Here is a 19,091-nt window from a genome sequence, read left to right as displayed (position 1 = left end):
CCCGGCCGATCGCGCGCTGCTTACTTCAGCGCCTTTTCGATGACCACGATGTTGCGCACGTCTCCGGCATAGCGCCGACCGACCTCCATCTCGGCAATGGTGTAGGTGCCGGCGCTGAAATGAACCGACGCCTCCGCTTCCGGCAGCGACCGGAAGACGCCAACGAATTCATACGCCCACAGCCGGTCGGCCGGTGCCCTGGTGACGACCCAGACTCTCATAGTGCCCCTTGCTCCGCATCATCGACGGCGATTATCGCCGATTCCCGGCGTGTGCACGCCCGCAGTGTGAGCCGATTTCGAGCCGGACACCACCGCGCCGCGAACCATGCCGGTCCGCAGCCCTGCCGGCGCCGCAAAGCCGCCCTCCCCTGCCACCGCCGGGCCCGAATTCAGTCCCGATGATCGGCTCCAAGGGCATGACGGCGGCCGCGATAGGGCGCTCGGCATGGCCGCCACAACCTTGGGACTCCGTCATGAGCAGAACCATGTGGTTCGCCCTGTCCGGCCTCGCCGGCCTTGGCGCGATCGTCGCCATCAAGGCCGCCACGACATCTTTGCAAATGCCGGTTGTGGCGCCTCCTGCGCAGCACGCGACAGTCGAAGAAGGTCTTGCGCCCGACCGGGCCGCGAAGTCGGACAGGCTGCCGATCCCCGTCTTGCACGAGCCGGCGGTCGCGGCCGCTCTCCCGCAAATGGGGGCCGTCCTGCCCGCCGCAACGCCGGCGGGCGCGATGGACGAGCTGTTGGACAGGCCGGAGACCCCGGCGAAACCGCCGTCCGTCGCGGCGGACGAGCCCCCCCGCCGGCCAGCCGAGACACGCCCGCACCGCCACCGCTGGCAGGACGCCAACGCCAGGCTTGTCGAGACACCGCACCAGCGCAGGCACGCAAAGGCCCAGCGCCCCCGCACGGAGGCCGCGGACGAGCCGTCCAAGGCAACGGCCAACGCGGTGCCCTGCCGACAGGATGCCGTGGGCGGCTTGCTGCGGGCCCTGGATCTGTCACCCCGCTGTGGCTGACAGCAGGCCTCGACGGGAACCCGGCCGGCGCCAAAGCGTTCACCAGCCAGTCCCGCGGAGAGGTCACCCATGCTGAAGACCATCGCAACGTTCGTGATCCTGACGGCGCTGGCCTCGCCGGCCATGGCACGGCACCAGACCCATCACGGCCATCGCCATCACGCCCATATTCACCACGTCCACGACCTGATCGGGATGAACTATCTCCATAATTACGGCCCAGGTCCGCTGCCCGATACCGTCGCATACTATGACGGTCCCCTGAGCGCGCTGTGCAAGAATGGCGCGGCGGCCTATCGCGGCCAGGATCACCGCCCGCATCCCTGCAACTGATCGGCCGGGCGACGCTGGTGAGGCCGGACCTGCGGCTCAGCGCAGCTGATGCCGCCGACGCAGGTCGTCCACCTGTTCCGGCGTCAGCGGACGTGTCGTCTCGCCGCGCAGCAGCAGGAACAGCTTTGCGGTTTCCTCCAGCTCCTCGGTGGCATAGGTCGCATTGTCGAGGCTGGTGCCGGACACCACCGGGCCGTGGTTCGACAGCAGCACCGCGTGATGATCGCCGGCGAGCTTCTCCACCGCATGCGCGAGGCTCTCGTCGCCCGGCGGATAATACGGCACCAGCGGCAGGCGGCCGACGCGCATGACGTAATAGGCGGTCAGCGGCGGCAGGCAGTCGTGATGGTCGATGCCATGGATGCACGACACCGCGACCGAATGGGTGGAATGCAGATGCACCACCGCATGGTCGCCGGCGCGCTGGCCGTACATCGCGCGATGCAGGAACGCTTCCTTGGTCGGCTTGTCGCCGCTGAGGAGATTCCCCGCTGCATCAAGCCGCGACAGCCGCGCCGGATCGAGCTCGCCGAGCGAGGCATTGGTCGGCGTCATCAGGAAGCCGCCGTCAGTGAGCCGCACCGAGATGTTGCCGGTGGAGCCGAAGGTGAGGCCGCGCCGGAACAGCGACTCCCCCACCCGGCAGATCTTGTCGCGCAGCGCGCTCTCGGTCATCGATCGATCCTCTCATACCACCGCGTGGTCAGGCCAGCCGGTCCCACGCCTTCAGGAAGAAGTCCGGCGCGCCGAAATTGCCCGACTTCAGCGCCAACGCCATCGCGCTGCCCGCATGCACCCGCGGCCGTGCCAGTGTCCAGGGCACGCCCGGGTCGATTTCCGGGCCGATGCTCAGCACGCCGGCGTCGAGCGCCTGCATCACCGCGCCGGAGGTCTCGCCACCAGCGACGATCAGGCGGGTGAAGCCTTGCGCCGGCAGCGCGGCGGCGACGCGGCCGAGCAGGTCTTCGACGATGGTGCCGGCCTGCGCACGGCCGAGCCGCTGCTGCACCTGCCGCACAGCGTCCGGATCGTCGCTGGAATACACCAGGAACGGCTTGTCCTGCGGCTGGCGCGCGATCCACTGCAGCACGTGCTGCGCCGTCTGGGTGCCGCTGGCGATCTCCAGCGGATCGATGCGCAGATGCGGCAGGCCGGCAGCGATCGCCGCCTGGACCTGACCGCGGGTCGCCGCCGAGCACGAGCCGGCGAGGATGGCCGCGCGTCCCGCGGGGGCCGCCAGCCGCTCCGGCGGCGGCGTCAGTTGCGCCAGCAGGCCGGCGTCGCGGTACGCCGCCGGCAGGCCCATCGCCACACCTGAGCCGCCGGTGATCAGCGGCAGGTGCGCGGTGGCAGCTCCAATGACCCGCAGATGCGCGTCCGCGATGGCATCGACAATGAAATGGATGGCGCCGCCCGCCAGCGCGTCACGCACCGCGGCAGCGCCACGCTCCACCACATCGAAACCGATCAGCCCGACCGACCGCTTCGTCTGCCGCTGCAGCACCCGCATGAGATTGGCGTCGTGCATCGGCGTCAGCGGATGGTCCTTCATCGGGCTTTCGTTCAGCGGCACGCCGTTGACGAAGAGATAGCCGGCATAGATGGTGCGGCCCGCCCTGGGAAACGCCGGGCAGGCGATGGTGACGCCGCCGCCGGTGAGGTCGAGCAACGCGTCGGCGACGGGGCCGATATTGCCTGCGTCCGTCGAATCGAAAGTCGAGCAATATTTGAAGAACAGCCGCTGCGCACCGAGCCGCTGCAGCGCGCGCGCCGCAGCCAGCGACTGGCTGACAGCGTCCTTCGCCGGGATGGTCCGCGACTTCAGCGCCACCACCACCGCATCGACATCAGCCACATCGAGATCGTCCGGCGGCAATCCGGTCGACTGCACCGTGCGCAGCCCCTCGCGCGTCAGCATCAGCGCGAGGTCGGTCGCGCCGGTCAGGTCATCGGCAATGCATCCGAGAATCATGGCTCACCCCCGCCGGCCGGGAAACCAGCCGAGGCCGTCCAGCGTCTTGCCTGCGGGCCGGTACTCGCAGCCGACGAAACCGGCATAGCCGAGCCGGTCGAGCACGCCGAACACCCGCGCGTCGTCGAGCTCGCCGCTGCACGGCTCGTGCCGCTCCGGCACCGAGGCGACCTGAATGTGGCCGATGATCGGCATCATCGCCTCGAGGCCCCGGATCACGTCGCCATGGATGATCTGGCGATGGTAGATGTCGAACTGCAGCTTGACGTTCGGCCGCGCCAGCCGCCGCACGACGTTCGCGGCGACATCGAAGTTGTTGAGGAAGTAGCCGGGGACGTCGCGCGGGTTGATCGGCTCGATGACGATGTCGATATCGGCCTGCTGCGCGCGGTCGGAGGCGAACAGCAGCGCGCTCTCATACGCCGCCATCGCCGCCGGGTCCTGCGACGGCGCGATGCCGGCCATGACATGGAGCCGCTTCACGCCGGTCGCCGTGACATAGACCAGCGCCTTGTCGATCGAGGCCTCGAATGCGGCGCGCCGCTCCGGCCGCGCCGCAAAGCCGCGCTCACCCTTGTCCCAGTCACCCGGCGGACCATTGAACAGTGCCGGCGTCAGCTTGTGGCGCAGCAGGCGCTCGGCAACGTCGTCGGGCGTGAAGTCATAGGGAAACAGGAATTCGACCGCATCGAAGCCGGCATCGGCGGCAGCGGCAAAGCGGTCGAGAAACGACCACTCGTTGAACATCATGGTGAGGTTGGCAGCAAAGCGCGGCATCGGGGATCTCGTCCTCAGAAGCGTTACGGGACTCAGCTCTGCGCAGTCTTGGTCAGCGGCAGATCGAGGCCGGCGACCTGCGCATAGAGCCGCGCCACCGAAGCGTCGTCGTCGCGACCCATGCCGGCGGCCGCGGTCATCAAAAACATCTGCAGCGCCGCGGATGCGACCGGGGTCGGAAACTTCGCCGAGCGCGACATGTCGTTGATGATGCCGAGGTCCTTGGTGAAGATGTCGACCGCGCTGCGCGGCGTGTAGTCGCCGTCGAGCACATGGGGCACGCGGTTCTCGAACATCCAGGAATTGCCGGCCGACGCGGTGATCACTTCGTAGACCTTGGCGAGGTCGAGGCCGAGGCGCCTCGCGAACACCATCGCCTCGGACGCCGCGGCAATATGCACGCCGGCAAGCAGCTGGTTGACCATCTTGAACGCTGCGCCCGTCCCCGGCTCGTCGCCGAGGCGATAGATTTTCGCCGCCATGGCATCGAGCGCGGGCTCGGCCTTCGCCATCGCCTCCGGCGCGCCGGAGGCGAGCACCGTCAATGCTCCCTCGGCAGCACGCTGCGCCCCGCCGCTGATCGGGGCATCGACATAGTGAAGCCCGGCAGCCGTGGCCGCCGCCGCGAACGCCCGCACCCGCTCCGGCGCCATGGTGGCGCAGGACACGATCACCGCGCCCTTGCGCATCGCTGCAGCGATGCCCTCAGAGCCGAACAGGATCGTCTCGGTCTGGTCGGCATTGACCACCACGATCACGACAATGTCGGCGTCTTTCGCCGCGTCACGCGCCGTGGCCGCGGCGCTGCCGCCAGCCTCGCGCGCGAAGCGCTCGGCGACCTCCGGCCGGACGTCGAAGCCCGCAACCTGCAGCCCCCTGCGCCGCAGAGACAGCGCCATGCCATAACCCATCGAGCCGAGGCCGACGACGGCCGCGCGGTGTTGGAGGTGTGACGTTTGCATCGGACCTTCGCATGTTGCACCGACGCCTGGGACGCGGCGGTATGAGATCGCCGGCAGTCTAGACCGGGCGCGGCGGCGAAGACCAGACGATGACACCTCTCGCCATGGACGCAGCGGCCTCTGCGGTGGACCTTGCCTGCGCATGACAGTAAATTCATGGGCCAGAGAGGCAATGCCGGCTTGACGCAGGTTCCGGCATGCCCCACCTGCCTCACTATGTGGGCCTTCGCGCCCGACGACGGCGCAGCCGGGGAGACCAGAGATGTCGATGGACAACAAGCCGATCGAAACCAAGGCGCCGGAGTACCGCGGTCCCGCGGGCGACGGGTTGTCGCGCTTTCTCGGCGGCTCGCCGCTCACGGTCGCCTTCCGCCTGATCCTGCTGTCCATCCTGGTCGGCGTGGTGCTGGCCGCGATCGGCTTCGACCCCTGGAACATCCTGCACAGCATCCGCCTGCTGTTCCAGCGTCTCTGGGACATGGGCTTCGATACCGTGAACTGGCTGTGGCGCTACTTCCTGCTCGGCGCCGTGATCGTGATCCCGATCTGGCTGCTGTCGCGGATTTTCGGCGCGCAGAAGCCGCGCTGATACTCGCCTGTCATGTTGCGCGTGCGCGGGGTTAGCTGTCTCATCCCGCGCATCGCTGCCGTGACGGCCCCGATGGATTGCTCCTGATGGATGAACGCACCCCGTCGTCCCCGACCTCGACGGCCCAGCCTCCCGTAACCACCGCCCGCGTGTTCGCAATCGCGGGCCCTGCGATGCTGGCGAACCTGACCACACCGTTCCTCGGCGTGGTCGCCACCGCTGCGATCGGCCGGCTCGGCGAATCCCACCTGCTCGGCGGCGTCGCCATGGCGTCGGTGGTGTTCGACTGCATGTTCTGGCTGTTCGGCTTCCTGCGGATGGGCACGGTGGCGCTCACCGCCCAGGCGCAGGGCGCCGGCGACGCGCCGGAGATCCGCGCGGTGCTGCTGCGCGCGGTGCTGATGAGCGTCGTTATCGGCGTTGCACTGCTCATTGTACAGGTGCCGCTGTCCACCGCGGTGTTCGGCCTGCTCGGCGGCAGCGAGGCCGTGACCGGCGCGGCAAAGGGCTATTTCGCCATCCGGATGTGGTCGGCGCCGTTCGTGCTCGCCAACTATGTGCTGCTCGGCTGGCTGGTCGGCCAGGCGCGGCCCGGCAGCGCGCTGGCGCTGCAGATCGTGATCAACGCCGTCAACATGATCGCGACCGTCTGGCTCGTGCTTGGCCTTCATGCCGGCATCACGGGGGCCGCCATCGCCGCGGTCATCGCCGAGGGGGCGGGCTGCCTCGCTGGCGCCGTCGTCGCCTGGCGCCTGCTCGGCGGCCGCCTCAGCGTCACCGCACGCACGCTGCTCGATCGCGCCCAGCTCAGCCGCATGCTCGCCGTCAACCGTGACATCATGATCCGCACCGCGGCGCTGATCGCCGCCTTCCTGTTCTTCACCGCCGAGGGCGCCCGCGCCGGCGACAACACGCTCGCCGCCAACGCGGTGCTCAACAACTTCATGCTGATCGGCGCGTTCTTCCTCGATGGCCTCGCCAACGCCGCCGAGCAATTGTGCGGCCGCAGCGTCGGCGCCGGCGACAGAGCCGGCTTCACCCAGGCGGTACGTCTCGTCGTGATCTGGGGATTTGTTTTCGCCGCAGCCGTGACGGTTCTGTTCGTCGCGTCCGGCGGGCCGCTGATCGACCTGATCACCACAAGCCCGCAGGTGCGCGAGACCGCGCGCATCTACATCTGGCTGGCGGCATTGGCGCCGCTGTGCGGCGTGATGGCCTACGCGTTCGACGGCGTCTATATCGGCGCGACCTGGTCGCGCGACATGCGCAACCTGATGATCGTGTCGCTCGGCTGCTACTTCGCCGGCTGGTGGCTGCTCAAGCCGTTCGGCAATGCCGGCCTGTGGGGCGCGCTGCTGGTGTTCCTGCTGGCGCGCGGACTGCTGCAGATGGCGCGCTACCGAGGCCTGCTGCGCGCCACCTTCACCGGACCGGACGCTACACCGGCCAGTCTTCCGCGGTGATGGTCGCGGCGTCCGCACCGACGATCTCGCTGATCGCCTCCCGGCCGGTCCGCCGCAGCACCGATACGAGATCGGTCTTGATCTCCTCGACAAGGCCGAGGCCCTTGTAGACCAGCGACGAGTACAGCTGGATCAGGCTGGCGCCGGCGCGGATCTTCATCAGCGCCGCGCCCCCGGAATCGATGCCGCCCACCCCGATCAGGGGGAATGCGCCTTCGACCCGGACATAGGTTTCCGCCACCATGCGTGTCGACAGGCGAAATACCGGCCGGCCCGACAGCCCGCCCTGCTGCGAGGCTTGCGCGCTACGCAGCGACGGCGGCCGCGCCAGCGTGGTGTTGGACACGATCATGCCGTCGACATGGCGCGAGCGCGCGACGTGCACGACGTCGTCAAGCTCGGCAAGCGAGAGATCCGGCGCGATCTTGAGCAGCACCGGCGTCTCGCCGGCGTTCTTGCGCACCCGATCGCGTGCCTCGATCACCCGTGCCAGCAGATCGTCGAGCTGCGCGGCCTGCTGCAGGTTGCGCAGGCCCGGCGTGTTCGGCGACGAGACGTTGACCGTGAAGTAGCTCGCGACCGGTGCGAACTTCTCGATCAGCGCCACATAGTCGGCGGCGCGGTCCGCGGTATCCTTGTTGGCCCCGACATTGACGCCGACAATGCCGCCGCGGTTGGCGCGCGCGGCGAGGCGCCGCAGCACGGCTTCACCGCCGTCATTGTTGAAGCCCATGCGGTTGATGACGCCTTCATCGGCGACAAGGCGGAACAGCCGCGGCCGCGGATTGCCGGCCTGCGGCCGCGGCGTCACCGAGCCGATCTCGACAAAGCCGAAGCCGAGCCGCAGCAGCTCATCGGGAACCTCGGCATTCTTGTCGAAGCCCGCCGCCATGCCGATCGGATTGGGGAAGTTGAGGCCGAACGCCCGCACTGCCAGCATCGGGTTCTCGATGCGCGGGCGCGGCGGCGGCAGCAGGCGCAGCCCCTGGATGGCGAGGCGATGCGCATCCTCCGGATCGAACCAGCGCAGCAGCGGCAGCGAGAAAGCTTCGAGCGCGCGGATCACGACGCGAGCTCCGGCACATCATGGCCGCCGTCGGAGCGGGCGCGCAGGTCGTGCACAGCCGTCACCGCCCCGAGATCCAGCTCGCCATAGAGATGAGGGAACAAGGCGCCACCGCGGGACGGTTCCCAGCGCAGCGCCTCACCCAGCGCCTCGGCGTCGATGGCGATCAGGAACAGGCCGGTCTGGCCGAAGAAATGCTTGCGCGCGGTCTCCGCCACCTGGGCGGCGGTCGAAAAATGGATGAAGCCGTCGCGCAGGTCGTCAGCGCTTCCCGTATAGGCCCCGCGACGCTCGGCTTCGCGCCAGGCGGAGGCGGAGCAAATTTTATAGATCGTCGGCACGCGTTCCGTTTTCTTGCAAATTGTCGAGCTGATTCAGGATTTTGAAGATCGCGACACGAAGTAGCGACGGCACTGTGCACGTTCAGGGGCGGCGGGCAAGAGGCCTTGCGACATTGCGCGCGGTCACCGTTGGAGGTAATCATTCCTAGCAGTGATGTCCCGGGCTTGCGAACGGGCACACTGGGACGTTCGTCCTTTGCGAACGCCGGCCGCGTCTTTTTCAGCGGCTTCGAAGCTGAGCGCTGTTGTCATTTGCTTGCGTGGTCCGGTTGAGACGACCTTTCAAAGGTCGCAGTGGCCTGCCTCGAGAATCGGCCGCACCCGGTCGCTGCGCGTTCAGGCCCGCCCCTAGCGGACCGGGCCGCAACCCCTGAGCCGCCATGCTGACGCATGAGCAGATCTGGACCGCCATTGACCGGCTGGCGACGCGCGCCGGCATGTCGCCGTCGGGACTTGCCCGGCGCGCCGGCCTCGACCCCACCACCTTCAACAAGTCCAAGCGGGTGACCGGCGACGGCCGCGCCCGCTGGCCGTCCACCGAATCGCTCGCCAAGGCGCTGGGCGCCACCGACACCGGCCTCGACACCTTCGTACGGTTGATGGACGCGACCGAACCCGACACACCGGCCATTCCGCTGATCAGCCTCGCCAGGGCCACCGCGGCCGGCCACTTCGACGGCAACGGCCATCCCGCCGGCGATGGCTGGGGCAGACTGCCCCTGCCATCGGGCGCGATCGACCCGCACCTTTTCGCGCTGGAAATTTCTGGCGATGCGCTAAGCCCCACCTATCGCGACGGCGACGTCGTTGTGGTGGCGCCGGACGCTCCGATTCGGCCCGGCGACCGCGTCGTGGTGAACACCGCCGATGGCCGCCTTGCGATCCACGAACTGCACCGCCGCTCCGCACGAAACATTGAGTTCAAGTCACTCGGCGCCCATCCGCACGAGCTGAGCCTCGCCGCGGGCGACCTCGCGTGGATCGCGCGGATCGTCTGGGTGCGGCAGTAGGCTGGCTGGACCGCCGCGACGCACGATGTCTTGCATCGCCCCTTTCCGAACAAGCGAGGCGCCGTCGCGCGCTCAAATGCCGGACCGCCTGCGCACGGCGGCATCGATCGCCGCCGACAGCCCGGCGCATACGCGCGCGATGTCCTGCTCAACGAGACGGGCATGGAACGGCAGCGCCAGGGTCGTCGCCGAGACCCGTTCTGTCACCGGAAATTGCCCGGGCCGGCCGCCATACTGCTGGCGATAGAACGGCTGCAGGTGAATCGGGGGAAAGTAGTTACGCGTCGGGATGCCGATCGCGGCGAGATGCTCGGCGATCTCATCGCGCGGCAGATCTTCATCGAGACGCACCACATATACGAACCAGCTCATCCGGGTGGTGTCGCCGCCGGGGGCAAGTGTCCTCACCCCGCGGGCCCGCCCCAAGCCGTCATGGTAGCGCGCCGCAACAGCGTCGCGCAGGCCGAGCAGCGTCTCGACACGGGACATCTGCGAAACACCGAGCGCGGCGCTCATCTCGTCCAGGCGGTAGTTGAAACCGAGCCGATCGTGGCTGAGCCAGCCTCCCATTTCGCCACGACCATGGTTGCGCATGCTGCGCAGCAGCCGTGCCCATTCCGGATCGTCGGTGACGATCACGGCGCCTTCCCCGGTGGTGATCTGCTTATTGGGGTAGAACGCAAATACGCCGGCACGCCCCAGCGCACCGACCCTGCGCCCCCTGTACTCGGCGCCAAGAGCCTCGCAGGCGTCCTCGACGACCGTCAGGGCATGCCTGGCCGCGACCTCCGCCAGCGGCCCCATCGCGGCCGACCGGCCAAAGACATGAACGGGAAGCAGCGCCCGGGTCCGCGGGCTGATGGCCGCCTCCACCTGGCGTGGATCGATGTTGAGCGTTTCCTCGTCGATATCGACGAAGACCGGGCGGCCACGCTCATAGATGATGCAGTTTGACGACGCCACGAAACTAAAGGGCGAGGTGATGACCTCGCTGTCGGGCTCGATGTTGGCGAGCCGCATGCACAGGTGCAGGCCCGCGGTGCCGTTGGCAACCGCAATACCATGGCGAGCCCCGACATAGCGCGCGACCATGCTCTCGAACCGCTCGACATAAGGGCCGATGCTCAATCGTCCGCTGCGCAGCACGTCGACCACGACGGCAATGTCGTCATCGCTGATGTCCGGGGCGGACATCTGCAGTGCGTCCTGCACGTCGCGGCTCATCGCAGCCTCCGTGCCGGAATTCCGACGACCGTGGCGCCGTCCGGCACGTCACGCACGACAACGGCCCCCGCGCCGACGATGGACCAGGCGCCAACGTGCACCTCGGGCAGGATCCGACTGCCCATGCCGATGAAAGCCCCTTCACCGATCGTGACGCCGCCAGCGAGACAACTGCCGGGCGCAATGTGGACATGCGCACCGACGACGCAGTCATGCTCGACAATTGCTCCTGTATTGAGAATGACATTTTTGCCAATGTTGGCTTCAATATTCACGACGACCCCTGCCATCAAGACCGTGCCGTTCTCGACAACGGCACCACTCACGATCGCGCTGGGGTGGATGACGGAGGCCAGTCGCGCATTCTCCGCGACGAGACGGAGCATCACGTCTTGTCGGATCCGGTTGTTTCCGATGGCGAGGATCAGGCCGTCGACGGGATAGGAGCGCCATGCAGCGATGCGATCGAGAACTTGCGCGCCGGCGACGTTGCGGCCGATGAGTTGGCCATCATCGTCGAAAAACCCGACCAGCTCATGCTTGCCGTCTGCCCTGACCGCGTCGGCAACGACCTTGCCGTGCCCACCGGCACCAATGATTGCAATTTTCAACACGCCCTCGATGCCGCGTCGCACAAATATGTCGCGGCCAGCGGCCTTGATGATAAATTCGTCAGAAGCTTAAGGGGCTCGCAATGTTGATTGCAAGTGAATATCTTTGCGCGTTCAATGCAGCAAACGATAGAGCGCACGATCTGTCGATCGGCGCGGACCTCGCGGGCTTGTTGATCAGAGGGCTCTCCACTGTTTGAACTTTTGGCCACGAAGCCGCGATGACGACGCCGTTGCACGATCGAGCTGGAGCAACCGACGCGCCGGGAGCTCTTCGCGTCTGCCACATCGTGGCGACCACCGAAGGCGCGGTGTGGGTGTTCGAGCAGCTGCGCGACCTGCGTGACCGCTTCGGCCATGACGTCACGGTCATTCTCAACGGGCGCAAAGGCAAGCTCGTCGATCGCTTCGAGGCGGCGGGAATCCGCGTGCTCGACAGCGATTTCGAATTCCTGAACTCCGCGGACCTGTTGGCGCTGCCAAAAAAGATCTGGGCGCTCGCCCGCATCTTGCGGCGCGAGCGCTTCGACGTCGTGCAGACGCACCTGTTTCACTCGATGGTGATCGGGCGGCTCGCCGCCTGGCTTGCCGACGTCCCCGTACGGCTGGCCATGATCGCCGGCCCGTTCCACCTCGAGGCCTATACGCCGCGCTGGATCGACGGCTCGACCCAGTGGATGGAAACGGCGCTCATTCCATCCTGCGAGTTCAGCCGCACGCTGTATCGCTCGATGGGCGTCGCCGATCGACGACTGCACGTCATCTACTATGGCCCCGACGACAGCAAGTTCGACCCCGCCGGCCACGTCGCCGCCGACCTGCGCGGCGACTATGGCTGGCCGGCCGACACGCCGCTGATCGGGATGGTGGCGTATTTCTATCCCGAGCTCGGCGTGAACCGGTGGACGCCACCGGTGGCGCAGGGACGATCGATCAAAAGCCAGGCAGAGCTGATCCAGGCCATGCCAGCGATCCTCGCGCAGCATCCGAACGCCAAACTGCTGCTCATCGGCTCCGGCTGGGAAGAGGGCGGCCGCGCCTATCTCGCCAAGATGGAAGCGCTGGTCGCAAGCCTCGGCCTTGGCAACAGCATCAAGTTCACCGGCTTCCGGACCGACATTCCGGCCGTCCTCAAGGGCCTCGACGTCGCCGTGCAAGCGTCGGTTAGCGAAAACCTCGGCGGCACCATCGAGGGACTGCTGATGGAATGCCCGATGGTCGCGACACGCTGCGGCGGGCTGGTCGACAGCGTGATCGACGGACGCACCGGCGTCCTGGTCACGCCGAGTGACCCGGCGGACCTCGCGCGCGGCATCGTCACACTGCTGCGCGACCGCGACACCGCGCGTCAGCTCGGCGGCAATGGCCGGCAACTGATGCTGGAGAAATTCACCCTCCGCAGAACCGTGGACGCGCTCGATGCGCTGTATCGCTCACGCGCCGCCAAGGCCGGCGCCGGCTACTGGCTGCCGCGAAGCGCTTGGCGGGCATTCGCGGGCTGTTTCGTCTGCGCCTATCTCGCCGGCCGGTACTGGTTCGTCGACCTGCGCCTGCTGCCGGCCCTCGATGCCGGCTGGCGGCCGTGGCACCTGTCGCGGTTGCGCGTCCTTGCCGCCCGGCTGAAATACACGTTGCGCCGCTTCGCCACGGCGCAGGCCGAGACAGCCGCACCGGCGGCGCACGACGTACCCCACAACGAACAATTCACGTCGGTGGCGGTGGCTCCGCGCGTCGTGGTGGCCGATCCCCCGAAGGCCGATCCATTCGCCGGCCTCAAGACCGCGGCCCGGATGCGGCTCTACCGCTTCTACGCCTTCGTCGGCCGCCTGAAACTGGGATGGGGATTGCGGCAGCGTGCCAGTGACATGATGAAAGGAACGCTGCGCCGCCTGGCCCCGCCGTGGAACTCAGCTTCGCCAGATGCACAGGACGCGCTCGGAAACGCGCCCTTCAGAACCATGGCAACGCCTCGGCGGATCGTGATGGCCCATCCCCCGAAGGTCGATCCGTTCGCCGGCCTCAAGACCGCGGCCCGGATGCGGCTCTACCGCTTCTACGCCTTCGTCGGCCGCCGCAAGCTAGGCTGGGGGTTGCGACGGCGCGCCAAGGACATGGTGAGGAGAACACTTCGCCTCTAGAGAGCCTTCGCCTTTGGTGGAATCGCGAACGCGCTCTCATTCTGTGCGTTGACGCATTTTCTTCAGCCGAACCGATGCCCGCCCCCGGATCAAGTCCGGGGGCATGCTTCGCTCGAAAACACTCTCCGCAAGCGGCCGGCGATATGGTCGCCGGCCCACGGTGCGCCACCGCTGTCAGGCGGAACGCGCCAGCGCGCCGTCGATCATCGCCACCGCATTGCTGAGGCCATAGACCGCGACGAAGGAGCCGAAGCGCGGGCCTTTTTCCTGGCCGAGCAGCACCTGGTAGAGCATGTTGAACCAGTCGAGCGACACGCCGGGCCGGCCGTCCTTGCCCTTCTTGGCGTGATCGAGGAACGGATCGCGGCGGCCGATCTCGTAGACCACGTTCTGGATGTCCTCGGCCGGCGCATCGACCGCAAGCTGCGACAGCGCATCACGCAGGTCACTGAGTGCGACGCGCTCTTCCGCCGTCGGTTCGCGGAACTGCTTCGTCGGCGCGACGAAGTCGCGGTAGTAGTTGATGGCGTAGCCGACGAGGGCATCGAGCCTGGGATGGGTCTGCGGCGTCACGCCCGGCCGGTAGCGGCCGATGAAGCCCCACAGCGTCTCGGCGTTCTCCGCATTCGACGACGACACCAGCGTCAGCAGCAACTGGAAGGTGACGGGCATGTCCGCCGGCGGCGGATTGCCGCCATGGATGTGCCACACCGGATTGGCGAGGCGCTGCTTGCCGTCCTGTCGGCCATAGCCATCGAGGAACTGCTGGTAGTCGTCGACATTGCGCGGGATGACGTCGAAGTACAGCCGCTTCGCCGCCTTGGGCTCGCGGTACATGAACAGCGACAGCGATTCCGGCGAGGCATAGCGCAGCCACTCCTCGATGGTGAGGCCGTTGCCCTTGGACTTCGAGATCTTCTGCCCCTTGTCGTCGAGGAACAGCTCATAGTTGAAGCCTTCCGGCGGCGTGCCGTCGAGCGCGCTGCAGATCTTGCCGGACAGCTTGACGGAATCGATCAGGTCCTTGCCGGCCATTTCATAGTCGACGCCGAGCGCGGTCCAGCGCATCGCCCAGTCCGGCTTCCACTGCAGCTTGCAGTGGCCGCCGGTGACCGGCAGCGTCACCCGCTCGTTCGTTTCGGGATCATCATAGGAGATGGTGCCGGCCGAAACGTCCTGCGCCACGATCGGCACCTGCAGCACCACGCCGGTGCGCGGGCAGATCGGCAGGAACGGCGAGTAGCTCGCCGCGCGCTCCTCGCGCAGCGACGGCAGCATGATCGCCATCACCTTGTCGAAACGCTCCAGCACCTTGCGCAGCGTCGCGTCGAACCGGCCCGACGTATAATACTGCGTCGAGCTCGCGAACTCGTAGTCGAAACCGAACGTATCGAGGAAGGCGCGCAGCCGCGCATTGTTGTGCTCGCCGAAGCTCGGATGGGTGCCGAACGGATCGGGCACGCGGGTCAGCGGCTTGCCGAGGTGCGGGACGAGCAGATCCTTGTTCGGGATGTTGTCGGGAACCTTGCGCAGGCCGTCCATGTCGTCGGAGAACGCCAGCAGGCGCGTCTTGATCTTGTCTTCGGTGAGCACGCGGAACGCATGGCGCACCATGCTGGTGCGCGCCACCTCGCCGAACGTGCCGATGTGCGGCAGCCCCGACGGCCCGTAGCCGGTCTCGAACAGCACCTCGTCCTTCGGCTTTTTCTTCAGGCGGGCGACGATCAGCTTCGCCTGCTCGAAGGGCCATGCGTTGGACTGTTCGGCCAGCGCCCGCAACTCGCTCGCGGTGCCGGGGATTTCGTTCGACATTACATCCTCTTTCGTTCGCGCCGGTGCGCAAGGAACTGTCATATCCGGCCAGAGGCGCGGCGTGAAGCCGCTGCGGGACCGTCTTCCGGGAGGCGGGCTCCCGCATAGGGGTGGTTCAGAACGGGCTGACCGAGAAGTAGCGCAGCCACAGGTCGGTATAGCGGCCTTTTTCCCAGATCCGGAACATGGCCCAATTGATGGCCTGGCGCAGCACGTCGTTGCCCTTGCGCACGGCGATGCCGATGCCCTCGCCGAAGTAGCGGCTCTCGACGAACGGCCCGCCGCTGAAGCCGCAGCACTCGGCGGAGTCAGTGCCGTTGATCCAGAACGCGAGCGAGATGGCGTCGCCGAAAATCAGGTCCACCTCGCCCTTGCGCAGCGCCAGCCGCAGCGCTTCGTCATTGGGATAGCCAATGATCTGCGCGTCCGTGAACTGCGATTTCAGGAAGGCTTCGTGCGCCGACCCGGCGACGGCGCCGACCTTCTTGCCCTCGAGATATTCGGGCCGCATCTCCACCAGCACGGCCTCGCGCCGCGACACGAAACGGGCGGGCGCACGATAGTAGGGGTCGCTGAAGTCGACCTTGGCGCGGAGCTGCGGCGTCGCGGCAAGCGAGGCGATGACGGCATCGCCGCGGCTGCTGGTCAGCGAATCGACCAGCGTCTCGAAGCGGCGCATCTGAATGGTGCAGGTGACCTTGATCTCCTCGCAGATCAGGCGAGCGAGATCGACATTGAAGCCGGCCGGGTTGCCGTCCGGCCCCGTGAAATTGAACGGCGGATAGTCGGTTTCGGTCAGAAACCTGATCACCGTCAGGCGGGTGAGGTCGGGCCGGTCCGGCCGCCGGCGCGGGTCCCAGAAGCTGGGAACCGCCTGTGGCGCGACCTGGGCCCCCTGTCCCGCGACCGCGGGCCTTGGTGCCGGAGCAGCCGGCGCCTGAACCGCGGCCGGCGGTGGCGGGCTGCTCTTGTCCGGGGTTTCGGCACGGGCGACCCCGGCCAGGGCCGCCACGCCGCACAGCGCCAGCAGCGCGGCCATCCCCACGGCCAGGCGCCGGCGCGGAGCACGCGCCGGGGCGACCGGGCCGGACGGGAGGCGCCTTGCGGGAACCATCTGCATCAGGGGCTTATAGACGATCCGGCTGCAATCGCGAGGGCAGATCGCCGCACAAACGGGGCTTTCGGCAATCAAATATACCGCTTGAGGTCGGCGGCCGCCTCTTCCGGTTTCCGCTTCATGTTGAAGGGGGCCACGAACCGGCCATTGCGATCCATCAGGTAGATCAGGGCGGTATGGTCCATGGTGTAGTCGCCGTCCTTGAGCGGCACCTTCTTGGCATAGACGCGGTAGCTGGCAATGACCTTAGCCACCGCATCCGGACTGCCGGTCAGCCCCTTCAGGTGCGGATCGAAGCTCGACAGATAGTCCTTCATCGCCGCCGGGGTATCGCGCTCCGGGTCCACGGAGACGAAATAGGCGTTCACCTTGTCGACGTCGGGGCCCATCGCCCGCAGCACTTCCGAAATCTCGAACAGCGAGGTCGGGCAGACGTCCGGACAATGGGTGAAGCCGAAGAAGATCAGCGTCGGCTTGCCCTGCAGGTTCTTTTCGGTCACCGCCTCGCCGCTCTGGTCGCTGAGCTGGAACGGGCCACCGATCGTCGCCGGGGCCGTGGCGCCGCTGAACCCACCCAGCAGCCACAGCGTCGCCATCAGGCCGATGGCGAGGCTCGCCGCGAATGCAGCCACGACAACAAGCGGGCGTGCCGTCCGATCCGTCATGTCAATTCTCGTCTCTGATCAGAAGCAGGCGGCGATGCCGGCCGCCAACACCTGGAAGAACACCGTGGTCCCGTAATGCATCCACAGGCCCACCGCGGCCGCGAGCACCAGACCGACCACCCCGAGCACCGAGGCCAGCACCACCGTGCGCAGGCGCGCCGACGTCCGATCGTCGGACGCGGCCGTTTCGCGCGCCATGGCCAGATCTCTTGGCATCAGGTTCCAGATAGGTCGGACGCCGCCCGCAGGCAAGCATTAACGCCGTGCGCCTGATCACGTCCCGCGGAGGCGGCAGCGTGCCGTCAGCGGGCGGGCGCCTCATGGGCCGACGCCTGGGCGTCGAGGTAACAGGGGCGGTACATGGTCGTGAGCTCACGCCCGCGCAGAAAGATCATGCGCGGCGTCAGCCCGCCCCGGTGCGAGATCCAGCGTTTGATCCGCGCCGGATACATCGAATACAGCATCTGGGTGGCTTCGGGATTGGTAATGGTTCGCCCGTCCGAGCCATAGTCCCAGGCCGCGTGAAAGCCGAGATTGGCCCGCGAGGTGACGCAGATCCGGTTCTGCGGCACCGCGCCGAGCACAATGGTGCAGGCGGAGGCGCACAGGCCGTCGATGATCACCATTTCGCCCGAGGTGCGTAGCCCCTGGTACTTGTCGACATAGGTTCCGATGCGGCCGCCGCGATCGTCGGAGATGCGGACGACCGCATGGCTGACCCCGATGCCGGCCATCAGCAGCACTGCTGCAAGCAACCCCGTAACGACCTTCATTCCCCCGCCCCGTCCAACCCGGAACAATCGAAATCAATCTGTCGTAAACGTCTTTCGATCGCGACGCTTTGTCCAGTGGCGCAATCCATGCGCGCCGATTTTCGGATCGGGTGTTGCGCGGAAGATGCAGTGCACAAGGCGCGATCCCGAACTGGGACAACGGGACGCAGCGGCACATACAATCCTGTATTTTCCGTTGCGGCAGGTTCCCGCGCGGCGCTGAGTTTCGCCCCGCCCGCGGCGGACCCGAGCGGCGCGCGGCTGGCCGCCCGACCACCGGGGGCGCTATGCTGCCGGCGAAAGGTTTGTGCGCGCCATGCAGGCATTTGCCGACAATCCCTGGTTCAGGAGCCTCGCCGCCGCGGACGCGGAGGCGCTGCTGGCCGCCTCGATGCCGGTCGCGCTCACGCAGGGCACATTGTTGTTCTGCCAGGACGACCCGTTCGACAGTCCATCAGGAGCGTTTTTTGGCGTCGTCACCGGCCGCATCAAACTCTCGATCCTGCACCCCGCCGGCAAGGAAGTGATTCTGGCCGTCGTCGAACCGGGCAACTGGTTCGGTGCGGGTCCGGTGCTGGACCGTCGGCCGCGGGCGCATACGGCGGTCGCGCTGACCGACGCCGAATTGCGAACCGTTAGTGCGACGAAATTCGATGCCCTCATGCAGCGGATCGGATTTGCCCAGGCCATCGCCCGACAGGTGGCGCAACGTTTGCGGATGGCTTACGGGACCATGGGGGACAGCGCGCTGCTGAGCACACAGGAGCGCATCATGCGACGCCTGATCGCGCTGGCCCATGGCGACGTCACACTGTCCGCCAAGGGGCGCAGCTGTGTCAGCGCCTCGCAGGATACGCTGGCTATGATGCTGGGCATCAGCCGTCCGACGCTCAACAAGGAATTACAGGCCCTGGCCAAACGCGGACGTATCTCGCTGCGCTATGGCGAGATAGAGATCCACGACACCGCACGCGCTGAAGAGGGCCGCCCGGTGAAGACCTGATTCGCGCGCGGCCAACTCCCGATCCTAGTGGAGCGGATTTGACATTCGCTACCCACGTAGCCGCGAGTCCCGGAAGCGAATGTCAAATCCAAAGCTCCACTAGAATCTTATACTTGCTAGTGGTCCCTTAATTCTAACATTCGCAAAAGCGCCATCTGAAGCGGGATGCGAATGTTAGAATTGGACCACTCGCACCGCTCCGGCCAACTGATAA

General features: G+C 67.0%; 21 protein-coding genes. 7 read left to right on the top strand and 14 right to left on the bottom strand.

Annotated elements, in window-relative coordinates:
• Positions 1–20: 20 nt before the first annotated feature.
• Entirely contained in the window at positions 21–221 is a 201-nt protein-coding gene (locus AB4Z37_RS10825) for a hypothetical protein (RefSeq protein ID WP_441516725.1), read from the bottom strand.
• A gap of 254 nt (positions 222–475) precedes the next feature.
• Here AB4Z37_RS10825 and AB4Z37_RS10820 point away from each other — a divergent pair, with 254 nt between their 5' ends.
• Positions 476–1,021, top strand: a complete 546-nt coding sequence (locus AB4Z37_RS10820; RefSeq protein ID WP_441516724.1) for a hypothetical protein — start codon at positions 476–478, stop codon at positions 1,019–1,021.
• A gap of 69 nt (positions 1,022–1,090) precedes the next feature.
• On the top strand, positions 1,091–1,354 hold the full coding sequence (locus AB4Z37_RS10815; protein WP_441516723.1) for a hypothetical protein: 264 nt from the start codon (positions 1,091–1,093) through the stop codon (positions 1,352–1,354).
• 36 nt (positions 1,355–1,390) lie between these two features.
• On the opposite strand, the gene otnC is transcribed toward AB4Z37_RS10815, so the two are convergent.
• Genes otnC through ltnD form a run of 4 tightly spaced genes read right to left on the bottom strand, consistent with a single transcriptional unit; the run spans position 1,391 to position 5,065 of the window.
• A complete protein-coding gene (gene otnC, locus AB4Z37_RS10810) occupies positions 1,391–2,029 on the bottom strand; it encodes a 3-oxo-tetronate 4-phosphate decarboxylase (protein WP_441516722.1) in 639 nt (212 codons plus the stop codon).
• 28 nt (positions 2,030–2,057) lie between these two features.
• On the bottom strand, positions 2,058–3,326 hold the full coding sequence (gene otnK, locus AB4Z37_RS10805) for a 3-oxo-tetronate kinase (protein WP_441516721.1): 1,269 nt from the start codon (positions 3,324–3,326) through the stop codon (positions 2,058–2,060).
• Between the two features lie 3 nt (positions 3,327–3,329).
• On the bottom strand, positions 3,330–4,103 hold the full coding sequence (gene otnI, locus AB4Z37_RS10800; RefSeq protein WP_441516720.1) for a 2-oxo-tetronate isomerase: 774 nt from the start codon (positions 4,101–4,103) through the stop codon (positions 3,330–3,332).
• 32 nt (positions 4,104–4,135) lie between these two features.
• Positions 4,136–5,065, bottom strand: coding sequence for an L-threonate dehydrogenase (ltnD, locus tag AB4Z37_RS10795; RefSeq protein WP_441516719.1), 930 nt, complete (start codon positions 5,063–5,065; stop codon positions 4,136–4,138).
• Between the two features lie 268 nt (positions 5,066–5,333).
• Between ltnD and AB4Z37_RS10790 the strand changes: the two genes are divergently transcribed.
• Positions 5,334–5,654: a DUF6460 domain-containing protein gene (locus tag AB4Z37_RS10790; RefSeq protein WP_441516773.1), complete on the top strand. Its 321-nt coding sequence runs from the start codon at positions 5,334–5,336 to the stop codon at positions 5,652–5,654.
• Positions 5,655–5,740: 86 nt separating this feature from the next.
• Positions 5,741–7,117: an MATE family efflux transporter gene (locus tag AB4Z37_RS10785; RefSeq protein WP_441516718.1), complete on the top strand. Its 1,377-nt coding sequence runs from the start codon at positions 5,741–5,743 to the stop codon at positions 7,115–7,117.
• On the opposite strand, the gene AB4Z37_RS10780 is transcribed toward AB4Z37_RS10785, so the two are convergent.
• Positions 7,092–8,183 (bottom strand): quinone-dependent dihydroorotate dehydrogenase, encoded by a 1,092-nt coding sequence (locus tag AB4Z37_RS10780; RefSeq protein WP_441516717.1) that lies wholly within the window; start codon positions 8,181–8,183, stop codon positions 7,092–7,094. The two genes, AB4Z37_RS10785 and AB4Z37_RS10780, sit on opposite strands and share 26 nt — an antisense overlap.
• Positions 8,180–8,524, bottom strand: coding sequence for a DUF952 domain-containing protein (locus tag AB4Z37_RS10775; RefSeq protein WP_441516716.1), 345 nt, complete (start codon positions 8,522–8,524; stop codon positions 8,180–8,182). The genes AB4Z37_RS10780 and AB4Z37_RS10775 overlap by 4 nt, the downstream gene beginning before the upstream one ends.
• 380 nt (positions 8,525–8,904) lie before the next feature.
• Between AB4Z37_RS10775 and AB4Z37_RS10770 the strand changes: the two genes are divergently transcribed.
• Positions 8,905–9,534: a S24 family peptidase gene (locus AB4Z37_RS10770; RefSeq protein WP_441516715.1), complete on the top strand. Its 630-nt coding sequence runs from the start codon at positions 8,905–8,907 to the stop codon at positions 9,532–9,534.
• A 72-nt stretch (positions 9,535–9,606) separates the two neighbouring features.
• Here AB4Z37_RS10770 and AB4Z37_RS10765 read toward each other — a convergent pair whose 3' ends face one another.
• Together AB4Z37_RS10765 and AB4Z37_RS10760 are read right to left on the bottom strand one after the other, a co-directional pair.
• Entirely contained in the window at positions 9,607–10,758 is a 1,152-nt protein-coding gene (locus tag AB4Z37_RS10765; protein WP_441516714.1) for a DegT/DnrJ/EryC1/StrS family aminotransferase, read from the bottom strand.
• Positions 10,755–11,393 (bottom strand): acetyltransferase, encoded by a 639-nt coding sequence (locus AB4Z37_RS10760; RefSeq protein WP_441516713.1) that lies wholly within the window; start codon positions 11,391–11,393, stop codon positions 10,755–10,757. Before AB4Z37_RS10760 ends, AB4Z37_RS10765 begins: the two co-directional genes overlap by 4 nt.
• A gap of 197 nt (positions 11,394–11,590) precedes the next feature.
• On the opposite strand from AB4Z37_RS10760, the gene AB4Z37_RS10755 reads away from it, so the two are divergent.
• Positions 11,591–13,507, top strand: a complete 1,917-nt coding sequence (locus tag AB4Z37_RS10755; protein WP_441516712.1) for a glycosyltransferase family 4 protein — start codon at positions 11,591–11,593, stop codon at positions 13,505–13,507.
• Positions 13,508–13,681: 174 nt separating this feature from the next.
• On the opposite strand, the gene AB4Z37_RS10750 is transcribed toward AB4Z37_RS10755, so the two are convergent.
• The 5 genes from AB4Z37_RS10750 to AB4Z37_RS10730 form a co-directional block, all read right to left on the bottom strand.
• Positions 13,682–15,319, bottom strand: coding sequence for a lysine--tRNA ligase (locus AB4Z37_RS10750; protein ID WP_441516711.1), 1,638 nt, complete (start codon positions 15,317–15,319; stop codon positions 13,682–13,684).
• Between the two features lie 115 nt (positions 15,320–15,434).
• Complete coding sequence (locus AB4Z37_RS10745) at positions 15,435–16,433, bottom strand: transporter substrate-binding domain-containing protein (protein ID WP_441516772.1); 999 nt, start codon at positions 16,431–16,433, stop codon at positions 15,435–15,437.
• A 74-nt stretch (positions 16,434–16,507) separates the two neighbouring features.
• The gene (locus tag AB4Z37_RS10740) at positions 16,508–17,101 is read right to left on the bottom strand and encodes an SCO family protein (protein WP_441516710.1); all 594 of its coding nucleotides are present in this window, start codon (positions 17,099–17,101) and stop codon (positions 16,508–16,510) included.
• A gap of 18 nt (positions 17,102–17,119) precedes the next feature.
• Positions 17,120–17,299: a hypothetical protein gene (locus AB4Z37_RS10735; RefSeq protein ID WP_441516709.1), complete on the bottom strand. Its 180-nt coding sequence runs from the start codon at positions 17,297–17,299 to the stop codon at positions 17,120–17,122.
• Positions 17,300–17,403: 104 nt separating this feature from the next.
• Positions 17,404–17,874 carry a hypothetical protein gene (locus AB4Z37_RS10730; protein WP_441516708.1) on the bottom strand — a complete coding sequence of 157 codons (471 nt, stop codon included), beginning with the start codon at positions 17,872–17,874 and terminating at the stop codon, positions 17,404–17,406.
• 316 nt (positions 17,875–18,190) lie between these two features.
• On the opposite strand from AB4Z37_RS10730, the gene AB4Z37_RS10725 reads away from it, so the two are divergent.
• Positions 18,191–18,877 carry a Crp/Fnr family transcriptional regulator gene (locus AB4Z37_RS10725; RefSeq protein WP_441516707.1) on the top strand — a complete coding sequence of 229 codons (687 nt, stop codon included), beginning with the start codon at positions 18,191–18,193 and terminating at the stop codon, positions 18,875–18,877.
• Positions 18,878–19,091: the final 214 nt, after the last annotated feature.

The organism is Bradyrhizobium sp. 2TAF24 (assembly GCF_052115025.1).
Lineage (GTDB): Bacteria > Pseudomonadota > Alphaproteobacteria > Rhizobiales > Xanthobacteraceae > Bradyrhizobium_A.
Note: the sequence above shows the minus strand (reverse complement) of the source record. Positions and strands in the feature narration are given on the sequence as shown.

Bases quoted from the DNA above. Each gene is read 5' to 3' on its own strand.
- AB4Z37_RS10825 (WP_441516725.1), bottom strand. From the start codon at position 221: ATGAGAGTCTGGGTCGTCACCAGGGCACCGGCCGACCGGCTGTGGGCG.
- AB4Z37_RS10820 (WP_441516724.1), top strand. From the start codon at position 476: ATGAGCAGAACCATGTGGTTCGCCCTGTCCGGCCTCGCCGGCCTTGGC.
- AB4Z37_RS10815 (WP_441516723.1), top strand. From the start codon at position 1,091: ATGCTGAAGACCATCGCAACGTTCGTGATCCTGACGGCGCTGGCCTCG.
- otnC (WP_441516722.1), bottom strand. From the start codon at position 2,029: ATGACCGAGAGCGCGCTGCGCGACAAGATCTGCCGGGTGGGGGAGTCG.
- otnK (WP_441516721.1), bottom strand. From the start codon at position 3,326: ATGATTCTCGGATGCATTGCCGATGACCTGACCGGCGCGACCGACCTC.
- otnI (WP_441516720.1), bottom strand. From the start codon at position 4,103: ATGCCGCGCTTTGCTGCCAACCTCACCATGATGTTCAACGAGTGGTCG.
- ltnD (WP_441516719.1), bottom strand. From the start codon at position 5,065: ATGCAAACGTCACACCTCCAACACCGCGCGGCCGTCGTCGGCCTCGGC.
- AB4Z37_RS10790 (WP_441516773.1), top strand. From the start codon at position 5,334: ATGGACAACAAGCCGATCGAAACCAAGGCGCCGGAGTACCGCGGTCCC.
- AB4Z37_RS10785 (WP_441516718.1), top strand. From the start codon at position 5,741: ATGGATGAACGCACCCCGTCGTCCCCGACCTCGACGGCCCAGCCTCCC.
- AB4Z37_RS10770 (WP_441516715.1), top strand. From the start codon at position 8,905: ATGCTGACGCATGAGCAGATCTGGACCGCCATTGACCGGCTGGCGACG.
- AB4Z37_RS10765 (WP_441516714.1), bottom strand. From the start codon at position 10,758: ATGAGCCGCGACGTGCAGGACGCACTGCAGATGTCCGCCCCGGACATC.
- AB4Z37_RS10755 (WP_441516712.1), top strand. From the start codon at position 11,591: ATGACGACGCCGTTGCACGATCGAGCTGGAGCAACCGACGCGCCGGGA.
- AB4Z37_RS10750 (WP_441516711.1), bottom strand. From the start codon at position 15,319: ATGTCGAACGAAATCCCCGGCACCGCGAGCGAGTTGCGGGCGCTGGCC.
- AB4Z37_RS10745 (WP_441516772.1), bottom strand. From the start codon at position 16,433: ATGGTTCCCGCAAGGCGCCTCCCGTCCGGCCCGGTCGCCCCGGCGCGT.
- AB4Z37_RS10740 (WP_441516710.1), bottom strand. From the start codon at position 17,101: ATGACGGATCGGACGGCACGCCCGCTTGTTGTCGTGGCTGCATTCGCG.
- AB4Z37_RS10735 (WP_441516709.1), bottom strand. From the start codon at position 17,299: ATGGCGCGCGAAACGGCCGCGTCCGACGATCGGACGTCGGCGCGCCTG.
- AB4Z37_RS10730 (WP_441516708.1), bottom strand. From the start codon at position 17,874: ATGAAGGTCGTTACGGGGTTGCTTGCAGCAGTGCTGCTGATGGCCGGC.
- AB4Z37_RS10725 (WP_441516707.1), top strand. From the start codon at position 18,191: ATGCAGGCATTTGCCGACAATCCCTGGTTCAGGAGCCTCGCCGCCGCG.